The 23,863-nt window shown below is 65.2% G+C and carries 15 protein-coding genes, 2 tRNA genes and 2 rRNA genes; 15 read left to right on the forward strand and 4 right to left on the reverse strand.

What is annotated here, in order from left to right:
* Positions 1-2: 2 nt before the first annotated feature.
* Positions 3-1,805, forward strand: a complete 1,803-nt coding sequence (locus tag HIR79_RS04155; RefSeq protein ID WP_169957313.1) for a single-stranded-DNA-specific exonuclease RecJ — start codon at positions 3-5, stop codon at positions 1,803-1,805.
* A 78-nt stretch (positions 1,806-1,883) separates the two neighbouring features.
* Complete coding sequence (locus HIR79_RS04160; RefSeq protein WP_119022992.1) at positions 1,884-2,501, forward strand: YitT family protein; 618 nt, start codon at positions 1,884-1,886, stop codon at positions 2,499-2,501.
* 12 nt (positions 2,502-2,513) lie between these two features.
* Here the strand turns inward: HIR79_RS04160 and HIR79_RS04165 are convergent, their stop codons facing one another.
* Positions 2,514-3,113 (reverse strand): GspH/FimT family pseudopilin, encoded by a 600-nt coding sequence (locus tag HIR79_RS04165; RefSeq protein WP_169957316.1) that lies wholly within the window; start codon positions 3,111-3,113, stop codon positions 2,514-2,516.
* 95 nt (positions 3,114-3,208) lie between these two features.
* Between HIR79_RS04165 and thiO the strand changes: the two genes are divergently transcribed.
* The gene (thiO, locus tag HIR79_RS04170; protein WP_169957319.1) at positions 3,209-4,300 is read left to right on the forward strand and encodes a glycine oxidase ThiO; all 1,092 of its coding nucleotides are present in this window, start codon (positions 3,209-3,211) and stop codon (positions 4,298-4,300) included.
* A gap of 29 nt (positions 4,301-4,329) precedes the next feature.
* Here thiO and HIR79_RS04175 read toward each other — a convergent pair whose 3' ends face one another.
* Positions 4,330-4,614 (reverse strand): PP0621 family protein, encoded by a 285-nt coding sequence (locus HIR79_RS04175; protein WP_169957321.1) that lies wholly within the window; start codon positions 4,612-4,614, stop codon positions 4,330-4,332.
* A 101-nt stretch (positions 4,615-4,715) separates the two neighbouring features.
* On the opposite strand from HIR79_RS04175, the gene HIR79_RS04180 reads away from it, so the two are divergent.
* Positions 4,716-6,347 carry an NAD+ synthase gene (locus HIR79_RS04180; protein WP_169957324.1) on the forward strand — a complete coding sequence of 544 codons (1,632 nt, stop codon included), beginning with the start codon at positions 4,716-4,718 and terminating at the stop codon, positions 6,345-6,347.
* A 94-nt stretch (positions 6,348-6,441) separates the two neighbouring features.
* Here the strand turns inward: HIR79_RS04180 and HIR79_RS04185 are convergent, their stop codons facing one another.
* Positions 6,442-7,266 (reverse strand): outer membrane protein assembly factor BamD, encoded by an 825-nt coding sequence (locus tag HIR79_RS04185; protein ID WP_169957326.1) that lies wholly within the window; start codon positions 7,264-7,266, stop codon positions 6,442-6,444.
* Between the two features lie 140 nt (positions 7,267-7,406).
* Between HIR79_RS04185 and rluD the strand changes: the two genes are divergently transcribed.
* The 5 genes from rluD to ilvN all read left to right on the forward strand — a co-directional run bounded on the left by rluD (position 7,407) and on the right by ilvN (position 14,635).
* Positions 7,407-8,366 (forward strand): 23S rRNA pseudouridine(1911/1915/1917) synthase RluD, encoded by a 960-nt coding sequence (rluD, locus tag HIR79_RS04190; RefSeq protein ID WP_169957329.1) that lies wholly within the window; start codon positions 7,407-7,409, stop codon positions 8,364-8,366.
* Between the two features lie 24 nt (positions 8,367-8,390).
* Positions 8,391-9,146, forward strand: a complete 756-nt coding sequence (pgeF, locus tag HIR79_RS04195; RefSeq protein WP_110069996.1) for a peptidoglycan editing factor PgeF — start codon at positions 8,391-8,393, stop codon at positions 9,144-9,146.
* Positions 9,147-9,339: 193 nt separating this feature from the next.
* Entirely contained in the window at positions 9,340-11,934 is a 2,595-nt protein-coding gene (clpB, locus tag HIR79_RS04200; protein WP_169957332.1) for an ATP-dependent chaperone ClpB, read from the forward strand.
* A 485-nt stretch (positions 11,935-12,419) separates the two neighbouring features.
* Complete coding sequence (locus HIR79_RS04205; protein WP_110070876.1) at positions 12,420-14,144, forward strand: acetolactate synthase 3 large subunit; 1,725 nt, start codon at positions 12,420-12,422, stop codon at positions 14,142-14,144.
* On the forward strand, positions 14,144-14,635 hold the full coding sequence (ilvN, locus tag HIR79_RS04210) for an acetolactate synthase small subunit (RefSeq protein WP_110070877.1): 492 nt from the start codon (positions 14,144-14,146) through the stop codon (positions 14,633-14,635). The genes HIR79_RS04205 and ilvN overlap by 1 nt, the downstream gene beginning before the upstream one ends.
* Before the next feature lie 231 nt (positions 14,636-14,866).
* Here the strand turns inward: ilvN and ilvY are convergent, their stop codons facing one another.
* Positions 14,867-15,754: an HTH-type transcriptional activator IlvY gene (ilvY, locus tag HIR79_RS04215; protein WP_110070878.1), complete on the reverse strand. Its 888-nt coding sequence runs from the start codon at positions 15,752-15,754 to the stop codon at positions 14,867-14,869.
* 71 nt (positions 15,755-15,825) lie between these two features.
* Here ilvY and ilvC point away from each other — a divergent pair, with 71 nt between their 5' ends.
* The 6 genes from ilvC to HIR79_RS04245 all read left to right on the forward strand — a co-directional run bounded on the left by ilvC (position 15,826) and on the right by HIR79_RS04245 (position 23,836).
* On the forward strand, positions 15,826-16,944 hold the full coding sequence (gene ilvC / locus HIR79_RS04220) for a ketol-acid reductoisomerase (protein ID WP_283241852.1): 1,119 nt from the start codon (positions 15,826-15,828) through the stop codon (positions 16,942-16,944).
* A gap of 156 nt (positions 16,945-17,100) precedes the next feature.
* Entirely contained in the window at positions 17,101-17,982 is an 882-nt protein-coding gene (gene pssA / locus HIR79_RS04225) for a CDP-diacylglycerol--serine O-phosphatidyltransferase (RefSeq protein ID WP_110070880.1), read from the forward strand.
* 735 nt (positions 17,983-18,717) lie between these two features.
* Positions 18,718-20,256, forward strand: a 16S ribosomal RNA gene (locus HIR79_RS04230).
* Between the two features lie 94 nt (positions 20,257-20,350).
* A tRNA-Ile gene (locus HIR79_RS04235) sits at positions 20,351-20,428 on the forward strand.
* 213 nt (positions 20,429-20,641) lie between these two features.
* A tRNA-Ala gene (locus tag HIR79_RS04240) sits at positions 20,642-20,717 on the forward strand.
* 230 nt (positions 20,718-20,947) lie between these two features.
* Positions 20,948-23,836 (forward strand): 23S ribosomal RNA (locus HIR79_RS04245).
* Together the 16S and 23S rRNA genes with 2 tRNA genes alongside form the textbook arrangement of a ribosomal RNA operon.
* The last annotated feature ends 27 nt before the right edge of the window (positions 23,837-23,863 follow it).

Below are 23,863 nucleotides of genomic sequence, written 5' to 3' on the forward strand. Positions count from 1 at the left end.
GCGTGAACGCCGCAAGCGATCCCATCGAACTGAGTGAGCGCCTGAGGCCGCGCATCCTGCCGCGGCCCCGGGATGCTGCCCTCTACGCCCGCGCCCAACGCGAGGGGCTATCCGAGCTCCAGGCGCGGATCCTCGCCGGGCGCCTGGCGGGCTTTACGGGCGAGATCGGCCCCCTGGTCGCGCCCAGCCTGCGCCACCTGGCCCACCCCGAACAGCTCGCCGATGGCCGCCGTGCCGCCGAGCGCATCGCCCGCGCGGTGGTCGACGGCGAGCATATCGGCATCCTCACCGACTACGACGTGGACGGCATCACCTCCCACGTGGTGATAAGGCGCACCCTGGTGGAGCTCTTCGGCGTGCCGGAGGTGAAGCTGCACAGCCTGATCGGCCACCGCATCCATGACGGCTACGGCATCAGCCTGCCGCTGGTGGAGCGCACCCTCGCCCTCTCGCCGCGCCCGACCCTGGTGATCACCGCCGACTGCGGAAGCTCCGATGAGCCGCGTATTGCGCGCCTGGCCGCGGCGGGCATCGACGTGGTGGTCAGCGACCACCACGCCCTACCGGTGGAGGGGCCGCCGCCCTCGGCCCACGCCGTGGTGAACCCCACCCGGGAGGACTGCGCCTACCCCGACCCCACCATCGCCGGCTGCATGGTGGCCTGGCTGGTGATGTCGCTGGCCCGCGGCGTGCTGATCGAGTGGGGCGTGCTTGCTGAAACCACGCCCAAGCTTTCGCCCTGGCTCTCCTATGTGGCGCTCGGTACCGTGGCGGACTGCGTCTCCCTGGGCGGCAGCCCCGCCAATCGCGCCGTGGTGACCCACGGCCTGGCCCTGATCAACCGCATGGAGGCCGCCTGCTGGCGGGCCATGGCCGAGCGCCTGGGCGCCGACAGCGTGCCCTTCGACGCCGAGACCCTGGGCTTCCAGATGGGGCCGCGGATCAACGCCCGCTCGCGGCTCGACGACCCCTATGCGGCGCTGCACTTCATGCTCGCCGAGCAGGATCATGTGGCGAGCCGCTACCTCGACGTGCTCGACCAGGATAACCAGTCGCGCAAGGCGATCGAGGCCGACATGGCCGAAGAGGCGAGGGCGCTGGCGCTGCCGGCGCTGGCCGCCGACGAGCCCGCCGTGGTGGTGTTTCTGGACAGCGGCCACCCCGGCGTGCAGGGCATCGTGGCGTCCCGCCTGGTGCAGGCCTACGGGCGCCCGGCGCTGGTGCTGACCCCGGCGGCGGCCCCCGGCATGCTCACCGGCTCCGGGCGCTCCATCGAGGGGCTGCACCTGCGCGATGCCCTGCAGCGCACCTTCGAGCTGGCCCCGGAGGCACTGCCCCGCTTCGGGGGCCACCGCGGGGCCGCCGGCGTCGGCGTGCCCGTCGAGCGTCTCGAGGCCTTCAGGGCGGCCTTCCTGCAGGCGGTAGGCGAGCAGTTGGGCGGCGCGGCGCTCTACCCGAAGATCCTCACCGACGGCGAGCTGGGGGCGGATCAGCTGAGCCTGGCGACCCTGGACGAGCTGCAGGCGCTGGGCCCCTATGGCCGCGAGTTCGAGGCGCCGCTGTTCCAGGGTGACTTCGTGGTGGAGGCGCTGCGGCCGGTGGGGGCCGATGGCACCCACCTGATGCTGGAGCTCTCCTCCGGGCCGGTCAGCCTCAAGGCGATCTGGTTCCGGGCCCTGACCCCCGGCGAGATCCCCGCCTTCGGCGTCGGGGATAGGCTGCGCTGCGCCTACAAGCTCAACCGCAATCGCTGGCGGGGTCGCGAGAGCCTGCAGCTGATGGTGGAGCACGCCGCGCCGAGCTGATCCCGGGACCTGGATCAAGCGCCCCCGGGCAGCGCTTCGCTACACTGCCCCACCGTCATCCGTCGCAAGAGAGGCGCCATGGACCCGCAAGAACAGCCCACCGACCCCCATCGCCACTACGAGGATGCCCTGGCGCTGCTGATCGGCACCCTCTTCGTGGCCCTGGGCGTCACCCTCTACAGCCAGGCGCTGCTGCTCACCGGTAGCACCGCCGGTATCGCCTTCCTGCTGCAGTACGCCAGCGGCTGGTCCTTCGGGGTCTGGTTCTTCCTGATCAACCTGCCGTTCTACTGGCTGGCCATCCGCCGCATGGGGTGGTCCTTCACCCTGCGCACCTTTGCCGCCATCGGCCTGGTGTCGCTCTTCTCCGAGCTGACCGGGCGCTGGATCGTGATCGAGGCGGTGGCGCCGCTCTACGCCTCGCTGATGGGCGGCTGCCTGATCGGGCTGGGCATGCTGGTGCTGTTTCGCCATCGCGCCAGCCTCGGCGGGGTCAACATCCTGGTGCTCTACCTGCAGGACCGCCACGGCTGGCGCGCCGGCTATGTGCAGCTCGCCATCGACGGCGCCATCATGCTGCTGGCCCTTGCCCTGCTGCCTCTGGAGCGGGTCGGCCTGTCGGTGCTGGGCGCCGTGGCCCTCAACCTGATCATCGCGCTCAACCACAAGCCCGGGCGCTATATGGGGGTCAGCTGAGGCCTGGTGTCATCAGCACTGGGCGGGGTCCGTCTCCTCGTCATTGAGGCGTACCCGCCCCATATTGTTGACGATGATCTTGCGGCCATCGCCGTGGCGACCACAGACGGTGAAGGTGCCGTTGTGGCCACGGCTCCAGCCGGTGGCCTGGTAGCGCACCGGGTAGTCGCGGTTGAAGGTGATGGTCGGCCCGCGGCTGGGCTCGAGCACCCGCAGTACCTCGACGTCGGCCAGATTGCCGGCGGTGGCGTGGCCGTCGAGGATGGCGATGGGCAGCGTCCAGTCATGCTTCTCGCAGTGGGTGGCCTCCGGGCCGGTGACCGGGCAGAGGGCGATCACCTGGCGTCGGGTGACCGCGGTATTGCGGGCCAGCGCCAGGGCGGTCTTGATGCGCATCACCTCGGCGGCCACCTCGTTGCGGGCGGTGAACTGCTGGTAGCGGGGAATCGCCGCGGTGAACAGAATGAGCAGCACGGCGATGGCCACGATCAGCTCGATCAGCGTCAGGCCGTGCTGGTGGAGAGCGGACCAGGGCGGCGCAGAGCGCCCTGCCTGGTGGCCGCTGGCATCGACAGGGTGGCGGACGATGTGGCGAGGCGTGATGGGGCGCATGTGGCCCTCCCGGAGTGGACTCCCTGACCCGTGGGTGGTCCCTTCACCCTAGCCAAGCGACGCGATCTCCCTGTCAGACAAAACGGACAATGACTGTGAGCGAATTCCTGATTGTGGGGGGCGGGGTCATCGGCATGATGACCACGCTGCAGCTGGCCGATGCGGGCCACTCGGTGACCCTGGTCGAGCGCCGCCGCTGCGGCCAGGAGGCATCCTGGGCGGGGGGCGGCATCGTCTCGCCGCTCTATCCCTGGCGCTACGGCCCGGCGGTCTCGTGGCTGTCGCGCTGGTCGGAGGGCTTCTACCCCGAGCTGGCCCTGCGCCTGCGGGAGGAGAGCGGCGTCGACCCGGAGTACCGCCAGAAGGGGCTGCTCTACCTGCGGGTGGAGGACGAGGCGCGCGCCCTTGAGTGGGCCCGGGAGCAGGGCAAGCGGCTCGAGCGCGTCGATGCCGACTTCCTCTATGCCCGGGAGCCTCAGGCGGCGCCGGGCTTTCAGGAGGCGCTGTGGATGCCGACCCTGGGCAGCATCCGCAACCCGCGGCTGGTGAGTTCGCTGCGGACGCGGCTGGCGGCGATGCCCCGGGTCACCCTGCATGAGGAGGTCGAGGTGACGGGGTTCGAGGTGGCCGGCGGCCGGGTGCTGGCGGTGCAGACGACCCGCGGCGACCTGGCCGGCGGCCAGGTGGTGGTGAGCGGCGGGGCCTGGGCGGCGGGGCTGCTCGAGACGCTGGGCGTTGCCCTGCCGGTGCGTCCGGTGAAGGGGCAGATGATCCTGTTCAAGGCGCCGCCGGGGCTGGTGCAGCGGGTGGTGCTGATGGACGGCCGCTACGTGATTCCCCGCGCCGACGGTCGCGTGCTGGCCGGCTCCACCCTGGAGGAGTGCGGCTTCGACAAGTCGACGGACACCGAGGCAAGGGCATCGCTGCTGAGCAGCGCCACGGCGATCATCCCGGCCCTGGCCGACTGCAAGGTGGAGCACCACTGGGCGGGGCTGCGCCCGGGCTCGCCGGACGGGGTGCCCTTCATCGGGGCGGTGCCGGGCCTCGACAACCTGTACGTCAATGCCGGCCACTACCGCAACGGCCTGGTGCTGGCGCCGGCCTCGACGCGGCTGCTGGTGGATCGGCTGCTGGGTCGCGAGCCGATCCTCGATCCGACGCCCTATGCCCTGGAAGGGCGCTGTTAGAAGGCGCTGGCCGACTTTTCAGGCAGAGCCTACTCCCGGTCGTCCGGGGCCTGCTCCTTCTGCTCCTGGAGGTAGCGGTCGAGGTGGGCGCTGGAGCAGAACCACTCGCCCTGGTCGCGCAGGGCGTCGCTCTCGGGGACGTGCACCTTGCACCAGCTGCAGCGCACCATCTGGCCGCCCTCCGGGCGGGCGTCGTCGTCGTGCTCCAGCAGCTCCTCGCGGTTGAGCTTCCACTCCCGGTACATGCGGTAGAGCTTGAGGCCGGCGAAGAACAGCACGGCGAAGATGATCAGGCGGATGATCAAGAGGTTCATTCCGTAGGGGACTCCCAGGTGGGGGCGGGACGGCTTTGCCAGTCGGCGGCCCTTGCGGGACAATGGGTGTATTCGTCGATTCTCGAGAGATTTCCAAGCCCATGCAAGACCTGACGCTGGTGATGGCTCAGCTGGACCCCCTGGTCGGGGACATTCCCGGCAATACCGATCGCGCCATCGAGGCGGTGCGCGAGGCGCGCATCGAGCATGGTGCCGATATCGTGGTGCTCCCCGAACTCTTCCTGACCGGCTACCCGCCGGAGGACCTGCTGCTGCGCCCCTCCATGGAGACCCGCCTGCGGGCGGCCCGCGCGCGCATGGCGCAGAAGGTGGTGCGCGACGTGCTGGTGATCGTCGGCTACCCGGGGCGCCGCGAGGGGCGCACCTGGAACCTGGCCGGCGCCCTCTACAACGGCGAGTGGCTAGGCGAGTATGCCAAGCAGGCGCTGCCCAACTACCAGGTGTTCGACGAGCAGCGCTACTTCGCCGCCGGCACCCAGCCGCTGGTGCTCGATCACAAGGGGGCGAAGCTGGGCCTGCTGATCTGCGAGGACCTGTGGGACGAGGCGCCGGCGCGCCAGGCCCGGGAGGCCGGTGCCCAGGTGCTGGTCAGCCTCAACGCCTCCCCCTTCCACCAGGACAAGCCCGCCGAGCGGCTGCGTCTGCTCGAGGCGCGGGCCGCCGAGGTGGGGCTGCCCATCGTCTACGTCAACATGATCGGCGGCCAGGACGAGCTGGTGTTCGACGGCGGCTCCGCCTGCGTGGATGCCAAGGGAAGCCTGATGATCCAGGCGCCCCACTGGCAGGTGGGGCTGATGCCGGTGCAGCTGGTCAGGGAGAAGGGCCACTGGGTGCCGCAGCCGGGCGAGACCGAGCCCGACGTCGAGCCCGAGGAGAACCTCTACTGCGCGCTGGTCACCGGGCTTCGCGACTACGTCAACAAGAGCGGCTTCGAGGGGGTGGTGCTGGGGCTCTCCGGGGGCATCGACTCGGCGCTGTCGCTGGCCATCGCCGTGGATGCGCTGGGCCCCCAGCGGGTGCAGGCGGTGATGATGCCCTACCACTACACCGCGGACATCTCGAAGGAGGACGCCGCCAGGCAGGCCGAGCTGCTCGGCGTGCACTACGAGGTGCTGCCCATCGAGCCCATGGTGGAGGCCTTCATGACGACCCTGGCCGGGGTCTTCGAGGGCAGCGAGCGCGACACCACCGAGGAGAACCTGCAGTCGCGCTGTCGCGGCGTGCTGCTGATGGCGATCTCCAACAAGAAGGGCCTGATGGTGCTCACCACCGGCAACAAGAGCGAGATGGCGGTGGGCTATGCGACCCTCTATGGCGACATGGCGGGGGGCTACAACGCCATCAAGGACGTCTACAAGACCTGGGTCTACCGCCTGGCCCGCTGGCGCAATACTCAGTCGCCGGCGATCCCCGAGCGGGTCATCGAGCGGCCGCCCTCCGCGGAGCTCGCCCCCGGCCAGCAGGACAGCGACTCGCTGCCGGACTACGACACCCTGGATGCCATCCTGGTGCGCTATATCGAGGGCGACATGAGCGCCGAGGCGATCATCGAAGCGGGCTTCGATTGCGACGATGTCTACCAGGTGGTCCGGCTGGTGGACCGCTGCGAGTACAAGCGCCGCCAGGCCGCGGTGGGGGTGCGGGTCACCCGGCGCGGCTTCGGTCGCGACCGCCGCTATCCCATCGTCAACGGCTGGCAACCCGGCGAGTAGGGCCCGCCGCGACCAGGCTGCCCCGGAACGCCACCTCCCCCTCGGGAGGTGGCGTTCTGCCGTGTGGGGCTCAGGGCGGGGCGGGCGCTCGGGGTCAGGCCGAGAGCGACTGGGCGTTCACGTGCCTGGGTTCGAAGGTGCGGCCGCGCAGCTGGTTGTGGCGGGGGTCGTTCTCGATCAGCACTTCCAGCACCTCACGCGCGCGGTCGCGCATCTCCAGGCCCAGATAGCCTTCGACCATCACCGCCAGGGCGTCGCGGGTCGCCTCGCTCTCCGGGTAGTTCTCGATCACCCAGCGGCCGCGCTCCACGGCGGCCAGGTAGGCCCCGCGGCGCAGGTAGTAGTCGGCCACGTGAAGCTCGTGGCGGGACATCAGGTTGCGCAGGTAGACGATGCGCTGCTGGGCATCCGGGGCGTACTGGCTGTTGGGGTAGAGCCGCACCAGTTCGCTGAAGTCGGTGTAGGCGTCGCGGGAGGCGCCCAGGTCACGCCGGGAGATGTCGATCAGCTTCAGGCGCTCGAGGCTGAAGCGGCCGGCCTGCCAGGCGGCGAGCGCGCGCATGTAGAGCGCGTAGTCGGCCTGGGGGTGGCTCGGGTGGAGGCGGATGAAGCGGCTGGCTGCGGCTCGGGTGGCTTCCCAGTCGCTGCTCTCGTAGTAGGCGTAGATCAGCTCCAGCTGCGCCTGTTCGGCGTGGTTGCCGAAGGGGAAGCGGGTGTCCAGGGCCTCGAGCCGGGTGATGGCCGCAGTGAAGTTGCGCCGCTCCAGGGAGCTGCGCGCCTCTTCGTAGAGCTCGCGCTCGGCGATCCCGGCGAACTCATCCTCTTCTTCATCGGTGGAGCCGCTGCTGGCGCAGCCCACCAGCAGGCTGGAGGCCACCAGCAGGGCCGCAAGTCGGGCGGTAGGGCGGAATACGCGCATCGTGATCCTCGTGGCAAACAACGCGGACTGGCCGTGGTAGAATCGACCGAAACCCGCTCACTATAAAGCACTGCGCGGCAAAACGCAGTCACCGCGCGCTGCTCTGACCCACTCTCCTGCTGACAGGCCGCCCCGCACCCATGCCACAGACCCTGGAAGCCCAGCAACGCGTTCCCGACGCCATGGCCGGCCTGCGCCTCGACCAGGCCGCTGCCGAGCTCTTCGCCGACCACTCCCGCGAGCGCCTCAAGGCCTGGATCAAGGCCGGGGCGCTGACCCTGGACGGTCGGCCTGCCAAGCCCAGGGACAAGGTCTACGGCGGCGAGTGGCTGCGCCTCGACGCCGAGATCGAGGATGACACCCGCTTCGAGCCCGAGGACATCCCCCTGGCGGTGGTGCACGAGGACGACGAGGTGCTGGTGATCGACAAGCCCGCGGGGCTGGTGGTGCATCCGGCGGCAGGCAATCCCGATGGCACCCTGCTCAATGCGCTGCTGCACCACTGCCCCGCGCTTGCCGGCGTGCCGCGAGCCGGCATCGTCCATCGCCTCGACAAGGACACCACCGGCCTGATGGTGGTGGCCAAGACCCTGGCCGCCCAGACGGCCCTGGTGGCGCAGCTCCAGGCGCGCACCGTGTCCCGCGAGTACGATGCGGTGTGCGTGGGGGTGATGACCTCCGGCGGCACGGTGGACGCCCCCATCGGCCGCCACCCCAAGGATCGCAAGCGCCAGGCGGTGACGGCCTCCGGCAAGCCGGCGGTGACCCACTACCGGGTGGTGGAGCGCTTCCGCGCCCATACCCATGTCCGCTGCCGGCTGGAGACCGGGCGCACCCACCAGATCCGCGTGCACCTGGCCCACCTGCGCTACCCCCTGGTGGGAGACCCCACCTACGGCGGTCGCCTCAAGCTGCCGCCCGGTGCCGCCGAGCCCCTCAAGGAGATCCTGCGCGAATTCCCGCGCCAGGCGCTCCACGCCCGCAAGCTGGCCTTCGTGCATCCCGGCAGCGGCGAGACGGTGACCTTTCGCTCGGCGCTGCCGGATGACATCCTGATGCTGCTGGACTACCTGCGCCATGACCACGAGACGATGCGCTGACCCCTCCTTGTCGAGGACCCGTTGATGAGCGATGCCCCCGATCTGCGGCCGACCCTGATCCTGCCCGACTGGCCGGCGCCCACCTCCGTGGGCGCCTTCGTCACCACCCGCGAGACCGGCCCGAGCCAGGGCGACTTTGCCTGCTTCAACCCGGCGGACCACGTCGGCGACAACCCCGACCACGTGGCCCTCTGCCGGCGCCTGCTGCAGAAGCAGGTCGACGAGGAGCGGCCGCTGCTGTGGCTCAACCAGGTCCACGGCGCCCGGGTACAGCAGCACTTCGAGGCGACGCCGCCCGAGGCCGATGCCGCGGTGGCCGTCAATCGCGACTACGCCTGCGTGGTGCTCACCGCCGACTGCCTGCCGGTGTTCTTCAGCGACCTTCGCGGCACGCGGGTGGCGGTGGCCCACGCGGGCTGGCGCGGGCTGGCCGGCGGGGTGCTCGAGGCCACGGTGGCGGCGCTGGGCGTGCCGCCGGAGGAGCAGCTGGCCTGGCTGGGGCCGGCGATCTCCAATGCCCAGTTCGAGGTGGGGCCCGAGGTCTACCAGGCCTTCGCTGGCGTGCACCCCGAGGCGGCCGACGCCTTCGACCCGAGCCCCTATCGCCTGGGTCACTACATGGCCGACCTCTACCGCCTGGCGCGCCTGCGCCTGGAACGTCTCGGCGTCGCCCACATCAGCGGCGGCCACTTCTGCACCGCCTGCGAACCGCGCTTCTACTCCCATCGCCGCGACGATGGCCGCACCGGGCGAATGGCCAGCGTGATCTGGCTGCGATAGCGCCAAGCGAGAGGCGCCGTGGGCCGGTCGAAGAGCGACTCCTTGTGCCTTGATCCGCGTCAACTTGCCACGTGCTTCCCCTGGCGGCCGACTTGAAAGCCGGCCAGCCTGACTCCATTGAGTGTGTCAAGACAAATTGACCGGGCCGAGCGGGGCGTCCGACCGCCTCGCCACCCCGATGGAGGAAGTTCTCATGCGTTTCGACAAGTTCACCGCCAAGCTGCAGAGCGCCGTGGCCGATGCCCAGTCCCTGGCGGTTGGCCGCGGCCATAACCAGCTGGAACCCGGCCACCTGCTGCTGGCGCTGCTGGATGCCCGCGATACCGGCGTGAAGGCGCTGGTCCAGAAGGCCGGCGGCGATGCCGCCCGGCTTCGCGACGCCCTGGTGGGCCACCTCGACGACCTGCCGAAGGTCGCCCACTTCGACGGCGAGGTGCAGCCCTCCCGCGAGCTGATCAAGCTGTTCAACCTCACCGACCGCGAGGCCCAGAAGCGGGGCGACCAGTACATCGCCAGCGAACTGGTGCTGCTGGCCGCCCTCGAGATGGGGCACGCGGTTACCCGGCTGCTGACCCAGGCGGGGGTGACTCGCAAGGCCCTGGAGGCCGCCGTCGACGGCGTGCGCGGCGGCGAGCGGGTCGATGATCCCAACGCCGAGGAGAGCCGCGAGGCGCTGGAGAAGTACACCCTGGATCTCAACGAGCGCGCCGCCAGCGGCAAGCTCGACCCGGTGATCGGCCGCGACGACGAGATCCGCCGCACCATCCAGGTGCTGCAGCGGCGCACCAAGAACAACCCGGTGCTGATCGGCGAGCCCGGCGTGGGCAAGACCGCCATCGTCGAGGGCCTGGCCCAGCGCATCGTCAACGGCGAGGTGCCCGAGGGCCTCAAGAACAAGCGCGTGCTGTCGCTGGACATGGGCGCGCTGCTGGCCGGCGCCAAGTTCCGCGGCGAGTTCGAGGAGCGCCTCAAGTCGGTGCTCAAGGAGCTGGCCCAGGAGGAGGGCCGGGTGATCCTGTTCATCGACGAGCTGCACACCATGGTGGGTGCCGGCAAGGCCGAGGGCGCCATGGACGCCGGCAACATGCTCAAGCCGGCCTTGGCCCGCGGCGAGCTGCACTGCGTGGGCGCCACCACCCTGGACGAGTACCGCCAGTACATCGAGAAGGACGCGGCGCTCGAGCGGCGCTTCCAGAAGGTGCTGGTGGATGAGCCCAGCGAGGAGGATACCGTGGCGATCCTGCGCGGCCTCAAGGAGCGCTACGAGGTGCACCACGGCGTCGATATCACCGACGGCGCCATCATCGCCGCGGCCAAGCTCTCGGCACGCTACATCACCGACCGCCAGCTGCCCGACAAGGCCATCGACCTGGTCGACGAGGCCTCCTCGCGCATCCGCATGGAGCTCGACTCCAAGCCCGAGGAGATGGACCGTCTCGATCGTCGGCTGATTCAGCTCAAGATGGAGCGCGAGCACCTCAGGAAGGAGACCGACGAGGCCTCGAAGAAGCGCCTCGAGGTCCTCGAGGAGCAGATCGAGGCCCTCTCGCGGGAGTACGCCGACCTCGAGGAGATCTGGAAGGCCGAGAAGGCCAGCATTCAGGGGGCGGCCCAGTTCAAGGACGAGCTCGAGCGCGCCCGGGTCGAGCTGGAGCAGGCGCGCCGCCAGGGCGACCTGGCGCGGATGTCCGAGATCCAGTACGGGGTGATCCCCGCGCTCGAGAAGAAGATCAGCGAGGCCGGCGAGGGCGAGGCCGACACTACCCGTCACCAGCTGCTGCGCTCCAACGTCACCGAGGAGGAGATCGCCGAGGTGGTCTCGCGCTGGACCGGCATCCCGGTGGCCAAGATGCTCGAGGGCGAGCGCGACAAGCTGCTGCGCATGGAGGAGGCGCTCCACGAGCGGGTGATCGGCCAGGAGGAGGCGGTGACCGCGGTGGCCAACGCCGTGCGGCGCTCCCGGGCCGGGCTCGCCGACCCCAATCGCCCCAACGGCTCCTTCCTGTTCCTGGGCCCCACCGGGGTGGGCAAGACCGAGCTGTGCAAGGCGCTGGCCCATTTCCTCTTCGACACCGAGGAGGCGATGGTGCGCATCGACATGTCGGAGTTCATGGAGAAGCACTCGGTGGCGCGGCTGATCGGGGCGCCCCCCGGCTACGTGGGCTACGAGGAGGGCGGCTACCTGACCGAGGCGGTGCGGCGCAAGCCCTACTCGGTGCTGCTGCTCGACGAGGTGGAGAAGGCCCACCCGGACGTCTTCAATATCCTGCTGCAGGTGCTGGAGGACGGACGCCTCACCGATGGCCAGGGTCGCACCGTGGACTTCCGCAACACTGTGATCGTGATGACCTCCAACCTGGGCTCGGAGATCATCCAGCGCCTGGGCGGCGACGACTCCAACGTTGACAAGAACTACGAGCAGATGAAGGAGATGGTGATGGAGGTGGTGGGCAGCCACTTCCGCCCCGAGCTGATCAACCGCATCGACGAGGTCGTGGTGTTCCACGCCCTGGGCCAGGAGCAGATCCAGGCCATCGCCGCCATCCAGCTTGCGCGGCTGCGTGCGCGGCTGGCCGAGCACGACCTCGGCCTCGAGGTCAGCGATGCGGCCATGGCGCAGCTCGCCGTGGTGGGCTTCGACCCGGTCTACGGCGCCCGCCCGCTCAAGCGGGCGATCCAGGCGCGGCTCGAGAACCCGCTCGCCCAGGACCTGCTGGCCGGCAGGTTTCTGCCGGGAGATGTCATCCACGTGGAGGCCGAGGGCACCCAGCTGGTGTTCCAGAGCTGAGGCGTACAAAGCGTTACGCGGCCGGCCGGGTGCGAGCCCGGCGACGGTCTACACTGAGTTCAGGTTGCGTCCTGTAACCCCCTTGCCCGCCCGGTGTTCAACCCGGCGGGCTCTTTTATGCCCATGCCCCTCGCCACTCTCACACTTTTTATGCGGTTGACACCGTTGCATCGCTAATGGAATCTTGGCCCTTCCTGATTTGCGGGCGCGGAACTCTGCGGGCAACCCCCTCATCCCCGCGCGATGGGTAGGCCAGAGGGCCTCTACCCGCCGAAGGACTTCCGGGCACGGGCCAACCGCCCGTCCCGGCCAACGCCCCGACGCGGCGATCCGCCGCGATGAGAGTGCAGGCCCCAACAGGGTCTTTAACTGCCAGGGTTTGGCATCAGGTGCCGGCATGTCCGGCAGCGGCATACCGCCGCACTCGACCCCGCGCCCGCTTCGGGCGCGGATCGCACTCGAGACCTCCAGGGGAGAAACACAACGTGGAACTGCTTTCCGGCGCGGACATGATCGCCCGCTTCCTGCAGGATGAGGGCGTCGAATATATCTACGGCTATCCAGGCGGAGCGGCGCTGCACATCTACGACGCCCTGTTCCGTCAGGACAAGGTCAAGCACATCCTGGTGCGCCACGAGCAGGCCGCCACCCACGCCGCCGACGGCTACGCGCGCGCCTCGGGCAAGCCCGGCGTGGTGCTGGTCACCTCCGGCCCCGGCGCCACCAACGCCGTCACCGGCATCGCCACCGCCTACATGGATTCGATCCCGATGGTGGTGTTGTGCGGCCAGGTGATGAGCCACCTGATCGGCGACGACGCCTTCCAGGAAACCGACATCATCGGCGTGACTCGCCCCATCGTGAAGCACAGCTTCTCGATCAAGCATCCGACCGAGATTCCCGAAGTCCTCAAGAAGGCCTTCTACCTGGCCTCCACCGGTCGTCCCGGCCCGGTGGTGGTGGACATTCCCAAGGACATGACCGCCCCCACCGAGCGCTACGAGTACGTCTACCCGAAGAAGGTCAAGATGCGCTCGTACAACCCGGTCACCCGCGGGCACACCGGCCAGATCAAGAAGGCCGTGGAGATGATGCTCAAGGCCAAGCGCCCGGTCTTCTATACCGGCGGCGGCGTGGTCACCGGGCGGGCCAGCGAGGGGCTCACCGATCTGGTCAAGCAGCTGGGCTTCCCGATCACCACCACCCTGATGGGCATCGGCGCCTACCCGCAGGGCGACAGGCAGTGTCTGGGCTGGCTGGGCATGCACGGCTCCTTTGAATCCAACATGGCCATGCACCATGCCGACCTGATCATCGCCATCGGGGCGCGCTTCGATGACCGTGTCACCAACAACACCTCCAAGTTCTGCCCCACGGCCAAGATCATCCATGTGGACGTCGACCCGAGCTCGGTCTCCAAGACGGTGCGCGCCGACGTGCCCATCGTGGGGCCGGCCGGCAGCGTGATCAGCGAGATGATCAGCCTGGTGCAGGGCAAGGAGATCGCCAACCCCGAGGCCCTGGCCGAGTGGTGGCAGAAGATCGACGGCTGGCGCGAGGAGCGCGTGGGCAAGCTCTACGAGCCCTCGAAGCCCGGCGAGAAGATCAAGCCTCAGGAGGTGGTCGAGGCGCTGTGCCGGGTGACCCGCGGCGAGGCCTATGTCACCACCGACGTGGGGCAGCACCAGATGTTTGCCGCCCAGTACTACAAGTTCGACAAGCCCAACCGCTTCATCACCTCCGGCGGCCTCGGCACCATGGGCTTCGGCTTCCCGGCGGCCATGGGCATCAAGCAGAACTTCCCGGAAGAGCAGGTGGTCTGCGTGACCGGCGAGGGCAGCTTCCAGATGATGATGCAGGAGCTCTCCACCTGTAAGCAGTACGGGGTGGGCGTGAAGATCATCAACCTGAACAACGCCTCGCTCGGGATGGTGCGCCAGTGGCAGGACCTGAACTACAAGTCCCGCCATGCCCACTCCTACATGGAGTCGCTGCCCGACTTCCAGAAACTGATCGAGTCCTATGGCTTCACCGCGCTGAAGGTCGAGACCCTCGACCAGCTCGAGCCGGCCCTGGAGCGCTTCCTGGCCGACAAGCACGAGCTGGTGTTCCTCGACGTGGCGGTCGACCCGCACGAGCACGTCTATCCGATGCAGGTGCCCCTGGGCGCCATGCGTGACATGCTGCTTTCCAAGACGGAGCGGACCTGATGCGCCATATCATCTCGATTCTGATGGAAAACGAACCGGGCGCCCTGTCTCGCGTGGTGGGGCTCTTCTCTCAGCGCAACTTCAACATCGAGACGCTGAACGTGGCGCCCACCGAGGAGCCGACCCTGTCGCGCCTCACCGTCACCACCGTGGGCGATGACCGGGTGATCGAGCAGATCACCAAGCACCTCAACAAGCTGATCGACGTGGTCAAGCTGGTGGACCTCACCGAGGGCAACCACATCGAGCGCGAGCTGATGCTGGTGAAGGTCAAGGCGCTGGGCGCGGCCCGCGACGAGGTGAAGCGCACCGTGGATATCTTCCGCGCGCAGATCGTCGACGTGTCGCCGAGCCTCTACACCGTGCAGATCACCGGCGATGCCGGCAAGCTGGACGCCTTCCTGCAGGCCATGGCCCCGGTGGGCATCCTGGAGGTGGCGCGTACCGGGGTTTCCGGTATTGCCCGCGGCGACAAGGTGCTGTCGCTCTGATTTACTACTGCGTTCGACGACCCACATGGATGTGGGAAGTGCGCTGGTTCGCCGGGAGCGAACCTAGCCATCTCGGCCACCGGCGGTGCTCACAATCCTCATTGAGCAGCCAGTCAACTCCGGTTGCTGCGCTCCGGCGGTGGCCGACTTATCGTCGCTCGTGACGTAAATCTACATCTGCAGAATGTTAGGCCGCCCCTCGGGGCGGCCTTGCTGTTTTCGGGGAAAACCTCAGCGCTCGATCACCTCATCCCATAGCGCCTGGATCAGCGGGCTTCGCAGGCGTCGCTCCAGCACGCAGAGGCCCACGTCGTAGTGGGGCAGCTCCGGCTTCACCGGCAGCACCCGCACCCGCTCCTGGAGCGGGCTGTTGTCGAGCACGATCTTCGGCACCACGCCGATGCCGAAGCCCAGCCCCACCATGCTGACGATCGCCTCGTGGCCCGCCACCTGGGCGTAGATGCGTGGCGCCACCCCCAGTGCCTTGAACCAGGTGTCGGCAAACTCCCGGGAGAGGCCCGCCTCGGAGAGGATCATCGGCACCTCCCGCCACTGCTCGGCGCTGGGCGACTCCGGGGTAGAGGGAATCCACGGGGCGGCCTCCCGCGGCGCGATGAACACCAGCGGCGCACGGGTCAGCGACTTGAAGGCCAGCGCCTCGGGGGTGCGTCGCGGGCGGGGGGTGATCGCCATGTCCTCCTCGCCGGCCAGCACCCGCGCCATGGCCTCGGCGGGGTCGCCGGTATGCAGCTTGAGCTCGATGCCGGGGTGGTGGGTGCGAAACTCGCTGAGCAGCGCGTAGAGGAAGCTGTAGCTGGCGGTCACCGAGCAGTAGACGCTGATCTCCCCGGTGAGTCGCAGCGCCTCGCTCTGCAGCGAGAGCCGCAGCTGTTCCCACTGCTCGAGGGCCTCTCGGGCGTAGGCCTGGAAGGTCTCGCCCTGGCGGGTCAGGGCCACGTGACGGTTGTCGCGCTCGAAGAGCGTGACCCCCAGGCTCTCCTCGAGCTGGCGGATCGAGCGGGAGAGGGTCGAGGGGCTGACGTGGCAGGTTTCGCTGGCGCGGCCGAAGTGCAGGCTGTCGGCCAGGGCGAGGAAGTGCTTGAGGGGGCGCATGTCCATGAGGTCAGTATTGCATGATCTGGCATGTCACGTTGCAAATATCGCGTTTTACGCAATGGTAGGGCTGGCGTATGGTGTCCCCATCGGATGCCGCGAATCCAGTCCCGCGTCAGACGGGGCGGGTGGCCATCAACGCTGACACCCACATTCATCGACGTTCCAGGAGCACGACCATGCACGTTTACTACGACAAGGATTGCGACCTCTCCCTCATCCAGAGCAAGAAGGTCACCATCGTGGGCTACGGCTCACAGGGCCACGCCCACGCCAACAACCTGAAGGAGTCCGGCGTCGACGTCACCGTCGCCCTGCGCGCCGGTTCTTCCTCCGCCGCCAAGGCCGAGGCCGCCGGCCTCAAGGTCGCCAGCGTGCCCGAGGCGTGCAAGACCGCCGACGTGGTGATGATCCTGGCCCCGGACGAGAATCAGAAGGCGATCTACGAGAACGAGGTCGAGCCGAACCTGAAGCAGGGTGCCACCCTGGCCTTCGCCCACGGCTTCAACATCCACTACAACCAGATCGAGCCGCGCAAGGACCTGGACGTGATCATGATCGCGCCCAAGGCCCCGGGCCACACCGTGCGCTCCGAGTTCGTCAAGGGTGGCGGCATCCCCGACCTGATCGCCATTCACCAGGACGCCTCCGGCTCCGCCAAGGAGCTGGCGCTCTCCTACGCTGCCGGCGTCGGCGGTGGCCGCAGCGGCATCATCGAGACCACCTTCAAGGATGAGACCGAGACCGATCTGTTCGGTGAGCAGGCCGTGCTGTGCGGCGGCGCCGTCGAGCTGGTCAAGGCCGGCTTCGAGACCCTGACCGAGGCGGGCTATGCCCCCGAGATGGCCTACTTCGAGTGTCTGCACGAGCTCAAGCTGATCGTCGACCTGATGTACGAGGGCGGCATCGCCAACATGAACTACTCCATCTCCAACAACGCGGAGTATGGCGAGTACGTGACCGGCACCGAGGTGATCAACGAGCAGTCTCGCGAGGCGATGCGCAACGCTCTCAAGCGCATCCAGACCGGCGAGTACGCCAAGATGTTCATCCAGGAAGGCAACGGCAACTACCCGTCGATGACGGCGCGTCGCCGCCTGAACGCCGAGCACCAGATCGAGATCGTGGGTGCCAAGCTGCGTGGCATGATGCCGTGGATCGCCGCCAACCAGCTGGTGGACAAGTCCAAGAACTGATCCCGATCGGTTGTCGGACAGACGAAGAGGGCGCGGGCATCCGCGCCCTCTTTCATTGTGGGGCCGAGCCGATGCGTGGCGTTGTGGGGGCGTGTCGGGCGTGTAGAATGAGGGTGCGCCCTCGCGGCGCCTTCATTTCGGCTATGGACGAGACGCATGAGTCAGGACCCCCGTACTACCGATCACGACCCTGCCCGGCCGGATGCCGAGCCGGACGCCCAGGCGTCACCCGAGCGGGTGCCCCCGGCCGAGGAGGATCTGGCGGCGGCCTTCGTGCGCGAGACCGAGGTGATCGAGGAGGCCGTGGAGGATGGCAAGAAGGTTCGCCGCAAGGGAATCTATCTGCTGCCCAACCTCTTCACCACCTCGGCCCTGTTCGCGGGCTTCTTCGCGATCGTTGCCGGCATCAACGGCGACTTCACCGCAGCGGCGGTGGCGATCTTCATCGCCATGGTGCTCGACGGCCTGGATGGCCGGGTGGCGCGCATGACCAACACCCAAAGCGCCTTTGGCGCCGAGTATGACAGTCTCTCGGACATGCTCTCCTTCGGGGCGGCGCCGGCGCTGGTGGCCTTCACCTGGATTCTCCAGGACATCGGCAAAACCGGCTGGGTGGTGGCCTTCCTCTACGTCGCCTGTGCCGCGCTGCGCCTGGCGCGCTTCAACGTGCAGATCGGCAGCGTCGACAAGAAGTGGTTCATCGGCCTGCCCAGTCCCTCGGCGGCGGCGCTGGTGGCCGCCAGCATCTGGACCTTCCACAGCTTCGATGCCGAGGCCTTCGGCTTCAAGCTGCTGATGCTGCTGATCGTGGCCGCCGCCGGCGTGCTGATGGTCAGCAATATCCGCTACTACAGTTTCAAGGAGGTGGACCTCAAGGGGCCGGTGCCCTTCGTGGTGCTGCTGGCCATCGTGCTCGGTTTCGTGGTGATCTCGATGCAGCCCTCGGTGATGCTGCTGCTGCTGTTCGGGGCCTACGTGGCCTCCGGTCCGGTGATGGCCGTGATGCGCAAGATGAAGAACGCGCCCCCCGCCGGCTGACTACCACCGCCTCATGATCACAGCGCCCGCCTCGTGCGGGCGCTGTCGTCTCGGCGCCGCGGTTTGTCCACAGCCCCTTCCGCTGCGGCGCTGTGGATAGTTCGGGGCGATGTACTGACTCCCCGGATTCGCCGCTCTGCCATCATCCTGAAACTTTTTTACAGAGAGGGCTTGCCCCGGGCCGGGGGAAGCCGTAAAGTATGCATCCGCTGCCGGTGACCAGCAAGGTTGCAGGCGGTGAAAGGTGGTAGAAGTGGTTGTTCTGCTTGGGATTTTTGAAAGTTTCGAAAATCTTCTCGCTTGACACTCACCGCGGATTCGCTAGAATGCGCACCACTTGTTCTGCAGGGCTCGCTGAGGGCTCTATTCGCAGCGCCTCGGCAAGATGAGGTGAGCAGTCAGCGAAAGTCGGACGGGGTGCCACGCACCGCCAACCGCCGCTTGACACGCTGAAGCGAATCGGTAGAATACGCCTTCCTCGCAGGGCGCTGGCGACAGAGAGTTCACTCTCACCGACAGCAAGCGAGACGCTCCACTCGAATGTCGAGACGGGAGCCGCTCTTTAACAATCGATCAGGTAATTCATGTGGGCGCTTGTCGATGTGTCGGTGACCAGTCACTGAAACATCAAGGCAAGCGACTCGTCAAAGATCTTCGGATCTTTTTGAGAACGTTTGAACCTTGAGCCAAGTTTGGTCCGCTTCCTTCTTCGAAGGGTAAGGACTATATGATCTTAAACTGAAGAGTTTGATCATGGCTCAGATTGAACGCTGGCGGCAGGCCTAACACATGCAAGTCGAGCGGCAGCACGGGAAGCTTGCTTCCTGGTGGCGAGCGGCGGACGGGTGAGTAATGCATAGAAATCTGCCCGGTAGTGGGGGATAACCTGGGGAAACCCAGGCTAATACCGCATACGTCCTACGGGAGAAAGCAGGGGATCTTCGGACCTTGCGCTATCGGATGAGTCTATGTCGGATTAGCTTGTTGGTGAGGTAATGGCTCACCAAGGCGACGATCCGTAGCTGGTCTGAGAGGATGATCAGCCACATCGGGACTGAGACACGGCCCGAACTCCTACGGGAGGCAGCAGTGGGGAATATTGGACAATGGGCGAAAGCCTGATCCAGCCATGCCGCGTGTGTGAAGAAGGCCTTCGGGTTGTAAAGCACTTTCAGTGGGGAAGAAAGCCTTGGGGCTAATACCCTCGAGGAAGGACATCACCCACAGAAGAAGCACCGGCTAACTCCGTGCCAGCAGCCGCGGTAATACGGAGGGTGCGAGCGTTAATCGGAATTACTGGGCGTAAAGCGCGCGTAGGCGGTCTGATAAGCCGGTTGTGAAAGCCCCGGGCTCAACCTGGGAACGGCATCCGGAACTGTCAGGCTAGAGTGCAGGAGAGGAAGGTAGAATTCCCGGTGTAGCGGTGAAATGCGTAGAGATCGGGAGGAATACCAGTGGCGAAGGCGGCCTTCTGGACTGACACTGACGCTGAGGTGCGAAAGCGTGGGTAGCAAACAGGATTAGATACCCTGGTAGTCCACGCCGTAAACGATGTCGACTAGCCGTTGGGCTCCTTGAGAGCTTTGTGGCGCAGTTAACGCGATAAGTCGACCGCCTGGGGAGTACGGCCGCAAGGTTAAAACTCAAATGAATTGACGGGGGCCCGCACAAGCGGTGGAGCATGTGGTTTAATTCGATGCAACGCGAAGAACCTTACCTACCCTTGACATCGTGCGAACTTTCCAGAGATGGATTGGTGCCTTCGGGAACGCACAGACAGGTGCTGCATGGCTGTCGTCAGCTCGTGTTGTGAAATGTTGGGTTAAGTCCCGTAACGAGCGCAACCCTTGTCCTTATTTGCCAGCGAGTCATGTCGGGAACTCTAAGGAGACTGCCGGTGACAAACCGGAGGAAGGTGGGGACGACGTCAAGTCATCATGGCCCTTACGGGTAGGGCTACACACGTGCTACAATGGCCAGTACAAAGGGTTGCGAAGCCGCGAGGTGGAGCTAATCCCGAAAAGCTGGTCTCAGTCCGGATCGGAGTCTGCAACTCGACTCCGTGAAGTCGGAATCGCTAGTAATCGTGAATCAGAATGTCACGGTGAATACGTTCCCGGGCCTTGTACACACCGCCCGTCACACCATGGGAGTGGACTGCACCAGAAGTGGTTAGCCTAACTTCGGAGGGCGATCACCACGGTGTGGTTCATGACTGGGGTGAAGTCGTAACAAGGTAGCCGTAGGGGAACCTGCGGCTGGATCACCTCCTTATCGACGACGTCCCGACACGCGGCAAGTGCTCACAATGAATTACCTGATCGACCAGAGCAAAAGACTGTTTGGGTATAGGCCCAGCGTGACCAATGGGTCTGTAGCTCAGTTGGTTAGAGCGCACCCCCTGATAAGGGTGAGGTCGGCAGTTCAAATCTGCCCAGACCCACCATTCTCTGAACGGCCGGGTAGCTCAGTTGGTTAGAGCGCGCCCCCAGAATTTCTGTAAAGAGAAGGGTGAGGTCGCGGGGTTTATTCAAATCTGCCCAGACCCACCAAATTTGATCCAGTCCTGCGTTATTTCTGTGACTCGCATAGCAGGCTATGCGTCGCCACGAAAATGCCTTGCCTGAATAAACATTACCCAGAAGTATCGGGCTATCGTGGGGCCATAGCTCAGCTGGGAGAGCGCCTGCCTTGCACGCAGGAGGTCAGCGGTTCGATCCCGCTTGGCTCCACCATCCTCCCCCCCACAACAGTCATTACCTGATCGGATCCGCAGTCATAAGCCATCCTTGCACCTTGCAATGACCGGTTTATGACTGTCGATTGACAGTCTGCTCTTTAACAATGTGAATCATGCTGACAAACGTTCCTTCCTGGAGAGATTCAGGAAGAACATGAGATACGTCTCAAGCGTATCCGGCAATTGTCAAACTGTCATCGCAGATCAGACCCCTTGGGGTTATATGGTCAAGCGATGAAGCGCACACGGTGGATGCCTAGGCAGCCAGAGGCGATGAAAGACGTGGTAGCCTGCGATAAGGCTCGGCGAGGTGGCAAACGACCTGTGACCCGGGCATTTCTGAATGGGGAAACCCACCCTGCATAAGCAGGGTATCCCACACTGAATACATAGGTGTTGGGAGGCGAACCGGGGGAACTGAAACATCTAAGTACCCCGAGGAAAAGAAATCAACCGAGATTCCCCCAGTAGCGGCGAGCGAACGGGGACCAGCCCTTAAGCATGTGACTGATTAGACGAACGCGCTGGGAAGCGCGGCCATAGTGGGTGATAGCCCCGTAGTCGAAAATCTGATCATGTGAAATCGAGTAGGTCGGGGCACGTGAAACCTTGACTGAATATGGGGGGACCATCCTCCAAGGCTAAATACTCCTGGCTGACCGATAGTGAACCAGTACCGTGAGGGAAAGGCGAAAAGAACCCCGGAGAGGGGAGTGAAATAGATCCTGAAACCGTGTGCGTACAAGCAGTGGGAGCAGACTTGTTCTGTGACCGCGTACCTTTTGTATAATGGGTCAGCGACTTATTTTCAGTGGCGAGCTTAACCGTATAGGGGAGGCGTAGGGAAACCGAGTCTTAACTGGGCGACCAGTCGCTGGGAATAGACCCGAAACCGGGCGATCTATCCATGAGCAGGTTGAAGGTTGAGTAACATCAACTGGAGGACCGAACCAGGATCTGTTGAAAAAGATTTGGATGACTTGTGGATCGGAGTGAAAGGCTAATCAAGCCCGGAGATAGCTGGTTCTCCTCGAAAGCTATTTAGGTAGCGCCTCACGTATCACCGCCGGGGGTAGAGCACTGTTTCGGCTAGGGGGTCATCCCGACTTACCAACCCGAGGCAAACTCCGAATACCGGTGAGTGCAGCGTGGGAGACACACAGCGGGTGCTAACGTCCGTTGTGAAAAGGGAAACAACCCAGACCGTCAGCTAAGGCCCCGAAATCCTGGTTAAGTGGGAAACGAGGTGGGAAGGCTCAGACAGCTAGGAGGTTGGCTTAGAAGCAGCCATCCTTTAAAGAAAGCGTAATAGCTCACTAGTCGAGTCGGCCTGCGCGGAAGATGTAACGGGGCTCAAACCAGGTGCCGAAGCTACGGGTTCATCCTCTGGATGAGCGGTAGAGGAGCGTCGTGTAAGCCGATGAAGGTGGATTGAGAAGTCTGCTGGAGGTATCACGAGTGCGAATGCTGACATGAGTAACGACAAGGGGAGTGAAAAACTCCCCCGCCGGAAGACCAAGGGTTTCTGTTCGACGCTAATCGGAGCAGAGTGAGTCGGCCCCTAAGGCGAGGCCGAAAGGCGTAGTCGATGGGAAACGGGTCAATATTCCCGTACCTCACTGTATTGCGATGGGGGGACGAAGAAGGCTAGGTGAGCCAGGCGTTGGTTGTCCTGGTGAAAGCCAGTAGGCTGGGATCTCAGGCAAATCCGGGATCCTAAGGCCGAGAGGCGAGACGAACTGACCACGGTCAGGAAGTCATCGATGCCACGCTTCCAGGAAAAGCCTCTAAGCTTCAGATACAGTGGGACCGTACCCCAAACCGACACAGGTGGTCAGGTAGAGAATACCAAGGCGCTTGAGAGAACTCGGGTGAAGGAACTAGGCAAAATGGTGCCGTAACTTCGGGAGAAGGCACGCCGCGTTAGTGTGAAGGGACTTGCTCCCGGAGCACGAGGCGGTCGAAGATACCAGGTGGCTGCAACTGTTTATTAAAAACACAGCACTCTGCAAACGCGCAAGCGGACGTATAGGGTGTGACGCCTGCCCGGTGCCGGAAGGTTAATTGATGGTGTTAGCGCAAGCGAAGCTCCTGATCGAAGCCCCGGTAAACGGCGGCCGTAACTATAACGGTCCTAAGGTAGCGAAATTCCTTGTCGGGTAAGTTCCGACCTGCACGAATGGCGTAATGATGGCCACGCTGTCTCCACCCGAGACTCAGTGAAATTGAAATCGCAGTGAAGATGCTGTGTACCCGCGGCTAGACGGAAAGACCCCGTGAACCTTTACTATAGCTTCACACTGGACGCTGATGTTGCTTGTGTAGGATAGCTGGGAGGCTTTGAAACCCGGACGCCAGTTCGGGTGGAGCCAACCTTGAAATACCAGCCTGGCATCATTGGCGTTCTAACTCAGGTCCGTTATCCGGATCGAGGACCGTGTGTGGTGGGTAGTTTGACTGGGGCGGTCTCCTCCCAAAGCGTAACGGAGGAGCACGAAGGTACCCTCAGCACGGTTGGAAATCGTGCATTGAGTGCAAGAGCATAAGGGTGCTTGACTGCGAGACAGACACGTCGAGCAGGTACGAAAGTAGGTTCTAGTGATCCGGTGGTTCTGTATGGAAGGGCCATCGCTCAACGGATAAAAGGTACTCCGGGGATAACAGGCTGATACCGCCCAAGAGTTCACATCGACGGCGGTGTTTGGCACCTCGATGTCGGCTCATCACATCCTGGGGCTGAAGTCGGTCCCAAGGGTATGGCTGTTCGCCATTTAAAGTGGTACGCGAGCTGGGTTTAGAACGTCGTGAGACAGTTCGGTCCCTATCTGCCGTGGGCGTTGGAAGTTTGAGAAGAGCTGCTCCTAGTACGAGAGGACCGGAGTGGACGCACCTCTGGTGTTCCGGTTGTCACGCCAGTGGCATTGCCGGGTAGCTATGTGCGGACAGGATAACCGCTGAAAGCATCTAAGCGGGAAGCCCCCTTCAAGATGAGACTTCCCTGAGGCCTTGAGCCTCCTGAAGGGCCCAGCGAGACCAGCTGGTTGATAGGTCGGGTGTGGAAGCGCTGCAAGGCGTTGAGCTAACCGATACTAATGGCCCGTGAGGCTTGACCATATAACACCCAAGTGGTCTGTCGATGAC

This window comes from Halomonas sp. PGE1 (assembly GCF_013000985.1).
Classification (GTDB): Bacteria; Pseudomonadota; Gammaproteobacteria; order Pseudomonadales; family Halomonadaceae; genus Halomonas; species Halomonas alkalicola.